Origin of the sequence: Pelagerythrobacter rhizovicinus (genome assembly GCF_004135625.1) — a bacterium.
In the GTDB taxonomy this organism is placed as follows: domain Bacteria; phylum Pseudomonadota; class Alphaproteobacteria; order Sphingomonadales; family Sphingomonadaceae; genus Pelagerythrobacter; species Pelagerythrobacter rhizovicinus.
Map to the genome: position 1 here is coordinate 355,246 of NZ_SDPV01000002.1, position 14,355 is coordinate 369,600.

11 protein-coding genes are annotated in these 14,355 nt (G+C 66.8%); 10 read left to right on the top strand and 1 reads right to left on the bottom strand.

Annotated features, from left to right (window positions below; all coding sequences use genetic code 11):
- Positions 1-2 precede the first annotated feature (2 nt).
- The gene (locus ETX26_RS09690) at positions 3-1,685 is read left to right on the top strand and encodes a sulfatase family protein (protein ID WP_225425718.1); all 1,683 of its coding nucleotides are present in this window, start codon (positions 3-5) and stop codon (positions 1,683-1,685) included.
- A gap of 148 nt (positions 1,686-1,833) precedes the next feature.
- On the top strand, positions 1,834-3,123 hold the full coding sequence (locus ETX26_RS09695) for a sugar MFS transporter (RefSeq protein ID WP_129524490.1): 1,290 nt from the start codon (positions 1,834-1,836) through the stop codon (positions 3,121-3,123).
- 36 nt (positions 3,124-3,159) lie between these two features.
- On the opposite strand, the gene ETX26_RS09700 is transcribed toward ETX26_RS09695, so the two are convergent.
- Positions 3,160-3,774: a TetR/AcrR family transcriptional regulator gene (locus ETX26_RS09700; protein WP_129524491.1), complete on the bottom strand. Its 615-nt coding sequence runs from the start codon at positions 3,772-3,774 to the stop codon at positions 3,160-3,162.
- A 93-nt stretch (positions 3,775-3,867) separates the two neighbouring features.
- Between ETX26_RS09700 and ETX26_RS09705 the strand changes: the two genes are divergently transcribed.
- From ETX26_RS09705 to ETX26_RS09740, 8 genes are all read left to right on the top strand, one after another.
- Positions 3,868-5,025, top strand: coding sequence for an efflux RND transporter periplasmic adaptor subunit (locus ETX26_RS09705; protein ID WP_129524492.1), 1,158 nt, complete (start codon positions 3,868-3,870; stop codon positions 5,023-5,025).
- A gap of 3 nt (positions 5,026-5,028) precedes the next feature.
- Entirely contained in the window at positions 5,029-8,256 is a 3,228-nt protein-coding gene (locus ETX26_RS09710; RefSeq protein ID WP_129524493.1) for an efflux RND transporter permease subunit, read from the top strand.
- A complete protein-coding gene (locus ETX26_RS09715) occupies positions 8,253-9,719 on the top strand; it encodes an efflux transporter outer membrane subunit (RefSeq protein ID WP_129524494.1) in 1,467 nt (488 codons plus the stop codon). The genes ETX26_RS09710 and ETX26_RS09715 overlap by 4 nt, the downstream gene beginning before the upstream one ends.
- A gap of 109 nt (positions 9,720-9,828) precedes the next feature.
- On the top strand, positions 9,829-10,629 hold the full coding sequence (locus ETX26_RS09720; protein ID WP_129524495.1) for a TSUP family transporter: 801 nt from the start codon (positions 9,829-9,831) through the stop codon (positions 10,627-10,629).
- 42 nt (positions 10,630-10,671) lie between these two features.
- A complete protein-coding gene (locus ETX26_RS09725) occupies positions 10,672-11,085 on the top strand; it encodes a DUF2946 family protein (RefSeq protein WP_129524496.1) in 414 nt (137 codons plus the stop codon).
- Between the two features lie 71 nt (positions 11,086-11,156).
- The gene (locus ETX26_RS09730) at positions 11,157-11,717 is read left to right on the top strand and encodes a copper chaperone PCu(A)C (protein WP_129524497.1); all 561 of its coding nucleotides are present in this window, start codon (positions 11,157-11,159) and stop codon (positions 11,715-11,717) included.
- Positions 11,710-12,342, top strand: a complete 633-nt coding sequence (locus ETX26_RS09735; protein ID WP_129524498.1) for an SCO family protein — start codon at positions 11,710-11,712, stop codon at positions 12,340-12,342. The genes ETX26_RS09730 and ETX26_RS09735 overlap by 8 nt, the downstream gene beginning before the upstream one ends.
- Positions 12,343-12,359: 17 nt before the next feature.
- Positions 12,360-14,351 (top strand): TonB-dependent receptor family protein, encoded by a 1,992-nt coding sequence (locus ETX26_RS09740; protein WP_129524499.1) that lies wholly within the window; start codon positions 12,360-12,362, stop codon positions 14,349-14,351.
- Positions 14,352-14,355: the final 4 nt, after the last annotated feature.

Sequence of the window (14,355 nt, forward strand, 5' to 3'; positions counted from 1 at the left end):
CGGTGGGTCGGCCCAGGATCGCTCTCGCCGCCGCGCTCTGCACACTGGCGCTGCCGGCATGCGCCACGCTGCCGGAGGACACTCCACGCCATGCGGCGGGACCTTCCGCGGCGCCGCAGGAAGAACGGCAGAGACCGAACATCGTGTTCATCATGTCGGACGATCACGCCTATCAGGCGGTCTCCGCCTATGGGAGCGAGATCAGCCGCCTGGCGCCCACCCCGAACATCGACCGTATCGCCCGGAACGGCGCGATCTTCCTCAACAGCTACGTCACCAACTCGCTGTGCGGCCCGAGCCGCGCGACAATGCTGACCGGCCAGTTCAGCCACATGCACGGCTTCACCAAGAACGGCCAGAGGTTCGACAATTCGATGTGGAACTGGCCGCGGGCGCTGGGCCAGCAGGGGTACGAGACCGCGCTCTTCGGCAAGTGGCACCTCAATTATTCGCCCGAGGGTGCTGGCTTCGGTGCCTGGAAGGTGCTCGACGATCAGGGCAAGTACTACAACCCCGACATCATCACGCCCGAAGGCCGCGGCGTGGTCGAGGGTTATGCGACCGACCTGGTCACCGACTACAGCCTCGAGTGGCTGGAAGAGGAGCGCGATCCCGACAAGCCGTTCGCGATCCTGATTCACCACAAGGCGCCGCACCGCAACTTCATGCCCGCCATCCGGCACCTGCAGAAGTATCTCGGCACCGAGTTCCCGGTGCCGACCAACTACTTCGACCACTACGACGGTCGTCCTGCCGCCGCGGCGCAGGAAATGAATATCTACGAGGACATGTACGAAGGCCACGACCTTCACATGACCGAGGAGGTCGGATCGAGCGAGCTGCGCTTCGACCGCTGGCCCGACGATTTCGCGCGCATGACGCCCGAGCAGCGCGCCGCATGGGATGCGCGGCTGCAGGCGAACAACGACGCCGTGAACAAGGCCGATCTCCACGGCCGCGACCTCGCGCTGTGGAAGTACCAGCGCTATATGAACCAGTATCTCGCGACCGTCAGCGCCGTGGACGAGAGCGTTGGGCGCGTGCTCGACTGGCTGGAGCGGACCGGGCTCGATGAGAACACGATCGTCGTCTACACCTCCGATCAGGGTTTCTACCTCGGCGAGCACGGCTGGTTCGACAAGCGCTTCATGTACGAGGAATCGCTGCGCACGCCGCTGGTCATGCAGTACCCGGGGCACATCGCGCCGGGCACGCGAGTGGAGGCGCCGGTGCAGAACGTCGACTACGCGCCGACTTTCCTCGATTTCGCCGGGCTGCCGATCCGCGATACGATCCAGGGCCGCTCGCTACGCGAAGTGGTCGACGACGGCGGGGCGCCTGCGGACTGGCGTGAGGACATCTATTACCACTACTACGAGTATCCCGGCTTCCATTCGGTCCGCGCGCACTACGGCGTGCGCACCGACCGCTACAAGCTGATGCGCTTCTACGGCGACATCAACGCATGGGAGTTCTACGACCTCGCGACCGACCCCACCGAGATGCATAACCGGATCGATGACCCATCGGCGCAGGACGTCATCGCCGAGCTCAAGGGCAAGTTGGTGGAGCTGCGTGCACAGTACAAGGACAGCGACGGTCCCGCAGTGGACGACCCGTTGTCGGCGGTCGCCAAGGGGAAGCGGGACGCGCAGGCCGCTGCGGGACTTCACCACCATCATTGACAGGGGTCAGCGGATCCGCGCCTACGTATGCAGATTGACGCGGCGCGGTTTCCGCGGATGAGTTGTGATGGAAGAGAATCGTTCGTGCAACCGGTTACACGATGACATAAGCGGTTCAAGCGCGTGATTTGTTGGGAGGAATGCAAATATGGCCATCGCACCGGAAGTCTCGTCGAGCACCGATCCCAATCCGGTGGAGGAGGCGGGCCAGCATGTCGATGCGCCCGGATTGCAGTACTTTGTTTTTGGCCTGTTCTTCATCTTCGGAGGCATCACCTCGCTCAACGACGTGATCATTCCCAAGCTGAAAGAGCTGTTTACGCTCAGCTACTTCGAAGCCTCGCTGGTTCAGGTCTGGTTCTTCATAGCTTACGCGGTGGTGGGCATTCCGGGGGCGAAACTGGTCAAGAAGATCGGCTACATGCGCGGCGCGGTCGCCGGGCTGATCGCCATGATCGTGGGCTGCCTGCTCTTCATCCCGGCGAGTCAGTCCGCCGTCTTCGCCTTCTTCCTCGTGGCATACTTCGTGCTCGCGACAGGCGTGGTGCTCGTGCAGATCGTCGCCAACCCGCTGATCAGCCTGCTGGGGCCGCCTAGGACGGCACACAGCCGGCTCACGTTCGCACAGGGGTTCAATTCGCTCGGCACGACCATCTTTCCGTATTTCGGATCGATCCTGATCCTTGGCAGTCTCGCGACCGTCACCGCCGCCGAACTCTCGGGTGCGGAGCTGACCGCCTACCGCCAGGCCGAATCGCAGGCGATCGTCCACGGCTACCTCGGCCTCGCCGCAGCAATCGCAGTCGTTGCATTCGTCGTCTGGCTGTTCCGCAACCGCCTCAAGGGCGAGCGCCACGAGCCGACGAGCCTGGTCGAGGGCCTCGCCCTGCTCAAGCGCCCGCGTTTCGGCTACGGCGCCGCATGCATTTTCCTCTACGTCGGCGCGGAAGTTGCGATCGGCAGCTTTATCGTCAACTACCTGATGCAGGCGGATGTGCTTGCGGCACCCGAACAGGAAGCTGGCAAGCTGATCTCACTCTACTGGGGCGGCGCATTGGTAGGACGCTTCATCGGCTCGGGGCTGCTGCGCGTGATCAACCCGGGCCTGTTGCTCGCCACTTTCGCCAGTGGCGCGATCGTGCTGATCGCGATCTCCATGAGCACGACGGGGACCGTATCGGGGTACTCGCTGCTCGCAATCGGGCTGATGAACTCGATCATGTTCCCGACGATCTTCACGCTCGCTTGCGAGAAGCTCGGCGCGCGCGCGGCGGACGGCTCGGGTATCATCAACGTGGCGATCGCCGGCGGTGCGGTGATCCCGGCACTCTATGGCGCACTCGCCGATGCGACGAGCCTCGCTGCCGCCTTGATGCTGCCCGCGCTCTGCTACGCGATTATCGCCGGGTTCGGGATCTTCGCCCGACGTCCGGCGTGACGCGAGGCCCGGCCGATGGTCAGCCGCCGGCCGGGCCTATTCTTCGAGGCCCGCGCCTCGCAGGAAGAACTCGATGCGGGCGGCAATGCGCTCTGCCGAGGGGCGCGCGACGACGCCATGGCTGATGGCGTCGGTCTGCATGTCGCTGACCATCAGGCCTAGGAACACCTCCGCCAGCATGTCCGGCGGCCCGTGCAGGCGCACGCCCTGCGCCTCCCACCGTGCGAACATCTGCTCGAGGCCCTTGCGAGTATGCATGGCCGTCGTTTCGAAGAAGCGGCGCGCGAAGTCGGCATCCTCGATGCTGCGCGCAATGACGATGCGGACGAGCGCGACGTCCTTGGGATCGAGAAAGCGCTCATAGAGAACTGCGGCAAGCCGGCGCAGGGTGTTCGCGGGGCTGGCGCCACAATCCGCAAATTCCCTTATCAGGTTCTCGCCCGACACGGCCTTGTCGAAGACCACCGCATCAAGCAGCCCCTCTTTGTTGCCGAACAGCTTGTAGACGGTCGCGAGCGAGCCGCCGGCGCGTTCAACAATTTGGCCGAGCGTCGTACGTTCGAAACCCTGTTCGGTGAACAGGGCTCGCGCAGCATCCATGATCGCACGGCGGCGGCGGTCGAGCCGGTCGCATTCGAATTCATCGTTCATCGCCGCAAGGCTCCACGATAACGGCTTGCATGACAATCGTGTAATGGATATTACACCTTCGCACCTGCACAATTCTGCCTGAGAGTCCTTCCGATGAAGCGCATCCTCGCCGGTATGTTCGCCAGCCTTCTGCTCGCTGCCTGCTCCGGCTCCGAGGAGCCGCCGGCGCCGCAAGCAGTTCCCGTAAAGGCCGTCACCGTGGCGAACCAGTCGATACCCAATGTGATCGAGCTGCCAGGGCGAGTGGAACCCGTGCGCGAGGCGGAGGTGCGCGCGCGCGTGACCGGGATCGTCCAGCAGCGGCTTTACCAGGAAGGCACCAACGTCTCGGCAGGCCAGCCGCTGTTCCGCATAGATCCACGCGAGCTGCGCGCCGCTCGCGCACAAACCCAGGCCAGTCTCGAACGCGCACGCGCCACCGCGGCGAATGCCCGGGCGGTGGTCGAGCGCTATCGCCCGCTGGTGGCCGAGAATGCGATCAGCCAGCAGGAATACGATGCCGCGCTTGCCGCCTCGCGCGAGGCCGATGCCAATGTCGCGCAGATCCGCGCTCAGCTCGAGGCAGCCTCGCTCCAGCTCGGGTACACCACGGTGCGAGCCCCGATCGCCGGGCGGGCCGGCCGGGCCCAGGTGACCGAAGGTGCGCTGGTCAGCCAGCCGGAAGGCACCTTGATGACCCGCATTGAGCAGATTTCCCCGGTCTATGTCAGCTTCGCCCAGTCCGCGAGCGAGGTCCTTGCGCTGCGCCGTGCCGTCGCCGCCGGCGATATCGAACTCGATGAGAACGACCACATCGAAGTACGCCTGAGGTTCAGCGACGGCACCGAATATCCGGTCCCCGGCTACATCGATTTCCGCGGCTTCTCGGTTGACGAAGAAACGGGCACGGTCGAGCTGCGTGCCGAATTTCCCAATCCTTCAGGGCTGCTCCTGCCGGGCGAGTTCGTCCGCGCGCAGATTTTCGCCGGGCAGGTGAACCAGGGGATCGCGGTGCCACAGCGGGCTGTGACGATCAACGAGAACGGCGGCTCGGTCTTCGTCATCGACGACAAGGGGCTGGCCGCGCTGCGGCCCGTGGAACTCGGGGCTATGGTCGACGGACGCTGGATCATCGAGAGCGGGCTAAGACCTGGCGACGTTGTGATCACCAGCAACCTGCAGAAGATCCAGCCGGGTATGCCTGTCGAGCGCCTCAAGGACACGGCAAACGGCAAGGCCCCTCCCAAGAACGCCGGCAGCAAGGCGCGCTGAGCCATGGCGCAGTTCTTCATCAACCGGCCGGTCTTCGCATGGGCCGTGGCACTCAGTATCCTGCTCGCCGGGCTGATGGCGCTGCGCGCACTGCCGGTGGAGCAATATCCAGAGGTCGCCCCGCCGTCGCTCGCTATCAACGTGGTCTATCCCGGCGCCGACGCGGAAACGCTCGAGAAGAACGTCACCCAGGTAATTGAGCAGCAGCTCAACGGGGTCGAGGGCTTCCTCTACATGTCCTCCTCCAGCATGTCGAACGGCACTGCCAGCATCACGCTGACGTTCGAGGCAGGCACCGACATCGACATCGCGCAAACCGAGGTGCAGAACCGCCTGAGCACGGTCGAGGCGCGCCTGCCCGAGGAAGTCCGACGCCAGGGCATCACCGTTCGGCAAGCGAATGACGCCTTCTTGATGATCGTGGCCCTGACATCGGAAAGCGGCAGCCTCGACAGCACCGACCTGGGCAACATCGCCACCAATCAGGTGATCGATGAATTGCGCCGCGTGCCCGGCGTGGGCGACGTGATGCTGTTCGGATCGCAATACGCGATGCGCATCTGGCTCGATCCTGACGCGCTGGCATCGTACAATCTTTCGCCCAGCAACGTGCTCGCCGCGATTCGCGAGCAGAACGCCCAGACCCCGGGCGGCGCGCTGGGGGCGATGCCGCTGGTCGACGGGCAGCAGATCAACGCCACGATCTCGACCGAGGGCCGCTTCACGACTGCTGAGGAATTCGAGAACATCATCCTGCGCGCCAACTCGGGCGCGGCCGTGGTGCGCCTCGGCGAAGTCGCCCGCGTCGAGATCGGCGCACAGAGCTATGCCACCTCAACGACGCTGAACGGCCGCCCCATGGCCGGAATGGCGGTGCAGCTCGCCACCGGGGCCAACGCGCTGGAGGCGGCCGAGGGTGTCAAGCAACGGCTGGAGGAAATCGCGCCCAGTCTGCCCGGTGATACGGCCTGGTCGATCCCGTACGACACCACGCCGTTCGTTCAGGCATCGATCGAGGAAGTGGCCAAGACGCTGATCGAAGCCATGGTCCTCGTGTTCCTCGTCATGTTCCTGTTCCTGCAGAACTGGCGCGCCACGCTGATTCCTACGCTCGTCGTCCCGATCGCCCTGGCCGGAGCATGCCTGGGCCTGTGGATGCTGGGCTTTTCGATCAACGTGCTGTCGCTGTTCGGCATGGTGCTCGCCATCGGTATCCTGGTCGACGACGCGATCGTGGTGATCGAGAACGTCGAGCGGATCATGCGCGAGGAAGGGCTTCCGCCGCTGCAGGCGACGCGCAAGGCAATGAAGCAGATCACCGGTGCGATCATCGGGATCACGCTGGTGCTGGTTGCGGTGTTCGTGCCGATGGCGTTCTTCCCCGGCTCCACCGGTGGAATCTATCGCCAGTTCTCGGTCACGCTGGCGATCTCGATCTTCTTCTCCGCCTTCCTCGCGCTCTCGCTGACGCCGGCGCTGTGCGCCACGTTCCTCAAGCCCATGCACGCTCACGACGGGGAGCCGGAGGTAGACGAGGAGGCCGAGGCGCAGCCTGGCTGGCGCGGCGCCCTTGCCCGAGGGCGCAGAAGAATTGCGCGCTTTTTCACCGGCTTCAACCGCTGGTTCGCGGACATGACGGACAAGTACGGCCGCGCCAACGACAAGGTTCTGTCGCGTCCGATGCGTGCCTTTGCGGTGTTCCTCGCCCTGGGCGCGGTCACCCTGCTGCTCTTCATGCGTCTGCCCACCGCCTTCCTCCCGACCGAGGATCAGGGCTATCTCATCACCGCGGTCCAGGCCCCGCCCGGCGCGACGCAGGAGCGTACCGACGAGGCGCTGGAGCCGATCGTCGACTTCTGGATGGCGCAGGAAGAGCTCGAAAACCTCGTGGTCGTGCGCGGCTTCAGCTTCTTCGGGCAGGGGCAGAACAACGCCATCATGTTTGCTCCCTTCAAGCCGTGGGAGGAACGCACCGCCTCCGAAAGCAGCGCCGAAGCGATCCTGGAACGCGCCATGGGCGAATTCATGCAAGTCGACGGGGCCATGGCCTTCGTCATCCAGCCGCCCTCGATCCAGTCTTTGGGCACGGCGAGCGGGTTCACCTTCAAGCTGCAGGATCGCGGCGGTCTGGGGCGCGAGGCGCTGATGAACGCCCGCAATCAGCTTCTCGGCATGGCTTCGCAGAGCCCGCTGATCGCCAACCTGCGGCCCGAAGACCAGGGGCCGAGCCCCGAACTCGAAATCGAAATCGACCGGGTCCAGGCACGCGCGCTCGGGCTCTCGCTGGCCGATGTCAATGCAGCGCTGTCGATCACCTTCGGCTCCGCCTACGCGAACGATTTCAACCGCGAGGGACGCGTGTTGCAGGTGCTCGTCCAGGCCGATGCGCCCTACCGCATGACGCCCGACGACGTGCTGGCGCTTCGCATACCCAACCAGCAAGGCGAGCTGGTACCCTTCAGCGCGTTCGCCGAGGTCGACTGGTCGGCGGCGCCTGCCAGCCTGTCGCGCTATAACGGCTACCCTGCGATGACCTTGTCGGGCACGGCCGCACCGGGTGAATCGTCCGGCGCCGCGCTGGCGGAAATGGAACGGTTGGCGAGCCAGTTGCCGCAGGGCATCGGGTATGAATGGACCGGCATCTCGTTCGAGGAAAAGCAGGCCGGGGGACAGATCGGGATGCTGCTTGGCCTGTCGGTCGTGGTGGTCTTCCTCGTGCTCGCCGCGCTTTACGAAAGCTGGGCTGTGCCGCTGGCCGTGTTGCTGATCGTGCCGATGGGCGTCCTTGGCGCGGTGCTGTTCTCGATGCTCCGCGGCCTTTCGGCGGACGTGTACTTCAACGTCGGGCTCATCACGATCATCGGACTTGCCGCGAAGAACGCCATCCTGATCGTCGAATTCGCGATCGAGGAGGAAGAACTCGGCAAGCGGCGGATCGACGCGGTCAAGGCCGCCGCGCGCCTGCGCCTGCGGCCGATCATCATGACCTCGCTCGCCTTCACCATGGGCATGGTGCCGCTGGTGCTGGCAAGCGGCGCGGGCGCCGCCAGCCGCATTGCGGTCGGCACCGGTGTGATGGGCGGGATGATTGCCGCGACCCTGCTTGGCATCTTCCTTATCCCGATGCTCTACCTGCTCGTGAGGCGAAACATCAGCCGCAGGCAACCCACCGCCGCGGGCCATATCGAGGAAACGCCCGCACCGCCCATCGGTGAGGAGCCGGCGCGATGAAACGACTGATCGCTATCGCCGCGCTCTCGACCGCGCTCGCAGGCTGCGCCAATTTCGCGCCCGAGCACACACGGCCCGAGTTGGCAGTCACCCCCGCCTATGATGGCGAGTTGCAGCCCGACGGCACGGTTGTGGCTTCGCAGCTCTCCTACCGCGACTGGTTCCTCGACCCGCGGCTCGAAAGGCTCATTGCAAGCGCGCTGGAAAACAACCGCGACCTCGTCGCGGCGACGGCGCGGATCGAGCAGGCCCGCGCCCGCTACCGCATCCAGGACAGTCGCAGGCTGCCCACGGTAGTCGCGGACGCCAGCGGGGTGCGCACGCGCCAGTCGCTCTCCGGCAATCCCACCCTCGGCGGAGTTGGCCGCGAGGAAGGTGCCGACGGGCCCGCTTCGGTGACCTACAACCGATTTCAGGTGGGCGTCGGCATCAGCGCCTTCGAACTCGATTTCTGGGGCCGTATCACGAACCTGAGCGAAGCGGCACGCGCCGAGTACCTCTCGACCATCGCCGCTCAGCGCGCGTTCTATCTCTCGCTGATCGCCGATACCGCCAACACGTACTTCGAGATCATCGAGACCGAAGAGCAAGTCGCGCTGGCGGAGGCGACGGCGCAATCCCGCCGCGAAGGCCTGCGGATCGCGCGCCTCCGACTTGATTCCGGGGTGACCTCCGCCCTGCCCTACCGACAGGCTGAAACGCTGCTGACGCAGGCCGAGCAGCAGCTCGCGGCCGAGCGGCTGGCGCTCGCGCAGCTCCGCAACCAGCTTGCGGTGCTCGTGGGCGGAACCGTTCCTCAGGATCTTCCGCAGGGCCTGACCCTTGCCGCACAGGCCGACGAACAGCGACTTGCTGCGGGGCTGCCGTCGGATCTCCTGCTCGCCCGTCCCGATATCATTGCCGCGGAGGAGCAGCTCCGCGCGGCGCGCGCCAACATCGGCGCGGCGCGGGCGGCGTTCTTCCCGACGATCTCGCTCACCGGCAACGCGGGTTTCAGCTCCGACAGCCTCGGCGGTCTGTTCGGTTCGGATGGGCTGGGCTGGAGCTTCGGCCCCACTATCAGCCTGCCGATCTTCGACTGGGGCGCACGCGAGGCCGATCTCGACCTCGCCCGCGCGCTGGAAGTGGAGCAGGTCGCCAACTACGACCGCACGGTCCAGACGGCGTTCCGCGAAGTGGCCGACGCGCTCGCCGGGCGGCGCTATCTCGCAGAGCAGGTCGAAACGCTCGAACGCGCGCTCGCGGCGCAGGAGAAGATCGCCCGGATCGCCCGCCTGCGCTATCGGGAGGGCGTCGCCGACTATCTCGAAGTGCTCGATGCGGAGCGCAACCTGTTCAGCGCGCAGCAGCAGCTTCTCGCCACCCGCCGCGCCTGGCTGCAGAACCGCGCCACGCTGTTCGTCGCCCTCGGCGGTGGATTCGAGCAGGACGACCGCGCCGCGCCGGGGGCGGTGGAGGAATAGCGCCTCCACTGGTGGACGCGATGGCCGGCGCTGCTGTTCCAAAGCCGAAACGCGCCGCCGGTGACGGAGCCCCATTGCCCTGTCCGGCAGCAAGCCTATGGGCCTGCGGATGGAGCTGACCTTCGAACTTGTCGCCTTTCTGATGGCGGTCGCCTTCCTGGCCGGAGCGGTGGACGCCATCGCGGGCGGAGGCGGATTGCTGACGCTTCCCGCACTTCTTGCCGCCGGAGCATCGCCAGCAGCGGCGCTCGGCACGAACAAGCTGCAAAGCACGTTCGGTGTGGCCACCGCCGTCATCACCTTCGCGCGGAAAGGCCGGATCGATCTGAGGCGGTTCGGCGGTCCGGCGATCGCCGCCTTCCTCGGTTCGGTCGGCGGGGCCTTCGTGCTGACGCGCATCGATCCGGAGTTTCTCTCCGGCCTGATCCCGGCGCTTCTGATCGCCATGGTCATCTACTATTCGCTCAAGCCCAACCTCAGCGACGAGGATCGGCACGTACGCGCCCGTCCGGTCCTGCTGCTCGCGGTGGCACTGGTGATCGGGTTCTACGACGGCTTCTTCGGTCCCGGCACCGGCTCGTTCCTGACCACTGCGCTGATCGCCGCGTTCGGCCTCGGCACCGTCAATGCGATCGCCCACACAAAACTGCTGAACTTCGCGAGCAACCTTGCGAGCCTGGTCGTGCTGCTCGCAGCCGGCGAGGTTCTGATCGTGCCCGGCCTGGCGATGGCGGTCGCAAGCGTTGCCGGCGGTTACGTCGGCGCGCACAGCGCCTTGCGCTTCGGCGGCAAGGCGGTGCGGCCGCTGCTGATCGTCATGTGCCTCGCTCTGACGGCGAAACTGCTCGCCGACCCGGCCAATCCACTCACCGCCGCCATTCTGGAATGGTGGGCGGGCGCAAGCCGATGAGCCGGTGACAGGGGCCGCCGCGGTGCTTATGGCGGGCGCCCGATGAGCCAGTTGCGCGCCTCGATTCGCCGGTATCGCCATCTGGCGATCGTGCTGCTGGTGCTGGCGTTCTTCCTCAAGGCGGCGATCCCCGCCGGCATGATGATCTCCAGCACGCCCGACAAGGTGCTGACGGTGACCGTCTGCACCGGGAGCGCGGGTGAGGTCGAGACGATCGCACTCACCGTGCCGGTGAATGCCGAAAAGGGCGCCGACCATCCGAGCGACGCAGCCAAGGCCGATCATTGCGCCTTCACCGGGCTCTCCAAGGCGGCGCTCGGCGGGGTCGATCCGATCCTGCTCGCCGCGGCAGTCGCGTTCATCCTCGTGCTCGGCCTTGCGCCGGTTCGCGCGGCACCCCTCGCACGTTTTCGCTACCTCCTGCCGCCTCTGCGCGGCCCTCCGGCAGCGGCCTGACGATCTGACCTGATCCTTTGGCCAACCTCCCCGCCGCGCGCTCGCGTGCCGGGCTGTCGGAGTAATCAAACATGACTGTTATCCCGCGCTGCCCTCAGGGGCAGCCGAAGGCGGCCCTTGCCGCCGGACCTCGCCGCGTGGCGAATGCGCTCGTTGCCGCGCTCGCTCTCGCCCTCCCCCTGTCCGCCTGCGGCTCAGCGCCTGACGCGGATACCCGCACCGACGCGACTGCCAGCCGAACCACCGTGGAGCGCGCCTGGTCGCGCGAGACCGCGCCCGGCCAGGACGCCGGCGGTGCCTTCCTGACGATCGTCAACCCGGGCAGCGCACCCGACCGCCTGATCGGCGGCAAGGCCTCCATTGCGGGGGATGTACAGGTCCACACGGTCGACATGACGGACGGCGTCATGCGTATGCGCCAACTCGCGGAGGGTCTGGAGATTCCCGCAGGCGGAACGGTGACGCTGGCGCCGGGCGGCTATCACATCATGCTGATGGACCTGCAGCGCCCCCTCACCCGCGGCGACGCAGTGCCGCTGACGCTCGAGTTCGAGAAGGCGGGCCGCATCGAGGTAAACCTCGCGGTCCAGCCCATCGGCGCCGCCGGGCCCGGGGAGGCGCACCATGACTGATCCCGCACCTTCTGGCCGCACCGCAAAGCGCCTCAAGGCCCTGCGCGCGATCCTCTGGGCTCTCGTCCTGCTCGCAGCGGGCGCGGGGCTCTACGCCCTCCTGAACCGAAGCGAGCAGCCGCCCGAAGCGGCGCCCTACGGCGATGCGGTGGGCGGCCCCTTCGCCCTCACCGCGCCCGATGGCTCCACGGTCACCGAGCGGACGCTCGCCGGCAAGCCCTTCGCCTTGTTCTTCGGCTTCACCCGCTGCCCCGACGTCTGCCCGACGACCCTCGCCCGGCTGGCGCAATTGCGGGAGCGGATGGGCGAGCAGGGCGACGGATTCGAAATCGTCTTCGTCTCGGTCGATCCGGAATCCGACACGCCGGAGGACATCGGCCGCTACGTCGCGCTGTTCGACACCCCGATCCTGGGGCTCACCGGCACGAAGGAACAGATCGACGCGATCGTCGGCGCCTACCACGCCTTCTACGAGAAAGTGCCGACGGAGGGCGGCGGCTACACCGTCGACCACACGGCCTCGGTGTTCCTGATGGACCGCGAGGGCAAGCTGCAGTCGATCATCGACCATCACGAAAGCGCCGAGACCTCGCTCGACAAGCTCGAGCGGCTCGTCAGCGCCTGAACGCACGGGAGGACACCATGTCCCTTTCACGCCTTGCGCTGGCCGCGCCGCTGCTCGCCTGCGCTCTTCCCGCCCACGCGGAAACCGCCGCCCTGGCGGAGGGCCGCACGATCATCGTGACCGGCACTCGCGCGGCCGACGAAGCCGAGGCGCGCGCCGCCGCGACGCCCGGGGGAAGCGACGTCGTCACCCACGACGAATATGCCGACAAGTCGCTCGTCTCGCTGCGCGACGCGCTCGCCTTCTCGCCCGGCGTCTATCTCCAGCCGCGCTACGGGCAGGAGGTGCGGATCTCGATCCGCGGTTCCGGTCTCTCGCGCGGCTACCACATGCGCGGCATCACGCTGCTGCAGGACGGGGTGCCGATCAACCTCGCCGACGACAACGGCGATTTCCAGGAGCTCGAGCCGATCTTCTTCGACCATCTCGAAGTCTATCGCGGGGCCAACGCGCTGCGCTTCGGCTCGGGCACGCTGGGGGGCGCGATCAACGGGGTGACGCCCACAGGCGAGACCGCGCCGGGGCTCTACCTGCGCGGCGACGCCGGCAGCTTCGGTACCTGGCGCGGGCTCATCTCGGCCGGCACCGCGATCGGAGCGGGCAACGCCTGGGCCGCCCTCAGCCTCGACGGTTCGGACGGCGACCGCGACCACGCCCGGCGGCGCTCGCTCCGCTTCCACGGCAATGTCGGGCTCGACATCACCGAAGCGGTGGAGACGCGCTTCTACGCCAGCGTGAACGACATCGATCAGAAACTGCCCGGCGCGCTCGAGCTCGAAACGGTTCGCGACGCGCCGGAGACCGGCAACTTCGCGGGCGATCAGGCGCGCGACATCGATTCCCTCCGGCTGCAGAACCGCACCCGGTTCGGCTTCGACGGCGGACGGGTCGATGCCGGTGTCTTCCTCAACGCGAAGTCGCTCTACCACCCGATCTTCCAGGTGGTGGACCAGGAGTCGGTGGACCGCGGCGTCTATGCCCGGCTCGACTACGCCTCCGGCCCGTTCGAGCTGACGCTGGGCGGGGAGGCGCGGTTCGGCGAGGTCGCCTCCAAACGCTTCGTCAATCTCGACGGCAGGCGCGGCGAGCGGACGTTCGATGCCCGGCAGGATGCCCGGACCGCCAACATCTACGGCGAGGTGCGCTTCCGCCCGGTGGCCTCGCTGCAACTGATCGCAGGCGGCATCTACGCCGACGGCTACCGCGAGCAGCACCTGCGCTACGACGCGTTCCAGGGCGGCCCCACCGACGTAACGGGCCGGGCGGACTTCGATGCCTTCTCGCCCAAATTCGGCCTGCTCTACGAGCCGGCGCCGGGCGTCCAGGTCTTCGCCAACTACAGCCGCTCGGTCGAATTCCCCGGCTTCATCGAGCTGGCGCAAGTCGCAAGCTTCGTGGAGCTCGATCCGCAGCGCGCCTGGAGCCTCGAAGTCGGCACGCGCGGCCGCGGGGGCATCGCCGAATGGGACCTCGCCGCCTATCGCGCCGACCTGAGCGGAGAGCTGCTCCAGTTCGATGTCGGGCCGGACATTCCCGCATCGACCTTCAACGCGGGCGAGACGCGGCACCAGGGCGTCGAGGCGGCGCTGGCGCTCGACTTCGCGGAATGGCTCCAGCTTCGGCAGGTCTACCAGTACAGCGCCTTCCGCTTCGTGGGCGATCCGCAATACGGCGATAACCGCCTGCCGGTCGTGCCCGAGCACGTCTATCGCGCCGAACTGCGGCTCGGGACCGACGCGCTCCACGTCGCGCCCAACATCGAGTGGGTCCCCCGCGGCGCCTGGGCCGATTACGCCAACACGCTGCGGGTGGACGGCTATGCGCTGGTCGGCCTGACCGCGGGGGCGACGGTCGCCGAGGGAATCGACCTGTTCCTCGACGCCCGCAACCTGCTGGGCGAGAAGGCGGTCGGCGACATCAGCGCGGCGATCGGCGCCACGCCGGCATCGGCGATCTTCTATCCCGTAGAGCGGCGCGCCGTGTTCGGCGGCGTCCGCGCCCGCTTCTAGGAGG

What these genes read in the sequence shown, in the direction of transcription:
- ETX26_RS09695 (WP_129524490.1), top strand. Translation starts at nt 1,834, where the DNA reads ATGGCCATCGCACCGGAAGTCTCGTCGAGCACCGATCCCAATCCGGTG.
- ETX26_RS09700 (WP_129524491.1), bottom strand. Translation starts at nt 3,774, where the DNA reads ATGAACGATGAATTCGAATGCGACCGGCTCGACCGCCGCCGCCGTGCG.
- ETX26_RS09705 (WP_129524492.1), top strand. Translation starts at nt 3,868, where the DNA reads ATGAAGCGCATCCTCGCCGGTATGTTCGCCAGCCTTCTGCTCGCTGCC.
- ETX26_RS09710 (WP_129524493.1), top strand. Translation starts at nt 5,029, where the DNA reads ATGGCGCAGTTCTTCATCAACCGGCCGGTCTTCGCATGGGCCGTGGCA.
- ETX26_RS09715 (WP_129524494.1), top strand. Translation starts at nt 8,253, where the DNA reads ATGAAACGACTGATCGCTATCGCCGCGCTCTCGACCGCGCTCGCAGGC.
- ETX26_RS09720 (WP_129524495.1), top strand. Translation starts at nt 9,829, where the DNA reads ATGGAGCTGACCTTCGAACTTGTCGCCTTTCTGATGGCGGTCGCCTTC.
- ETX26_RS09725 (WP_129524496.1), top strand. Translation starts at nt 10,672, where the DNA reads ATGAGCCAGTTGCGCGCCTCGATTCGCCGGTATCGCCATCTGGCGATC.
- ETX26_RS09730 (WP_129524497.1), top strand. Translation starts at nt 11,157, where the DNA reads ATGACTGTTATCCCGCGCTGCCCTCAGGGGCAGCCGAAGGCGGCCCTT.
- ETX26_RS09735 (WP_129524498.1), top strand. Translation starts at nt 11,710, where the DNA reads ATGACTGATCCCGCACCTTCTGGCCGCACCGCAAAGCGCCTCAAGGCC.
- ETX26_RS09740 (WP_129524499.1), top strand. Translation starts at nt 12,360, where the DNA reads ATGTCCCTTTCACGCCTTGCGCTGGCCGCGCCGCTGCTCGCCTGCGCT.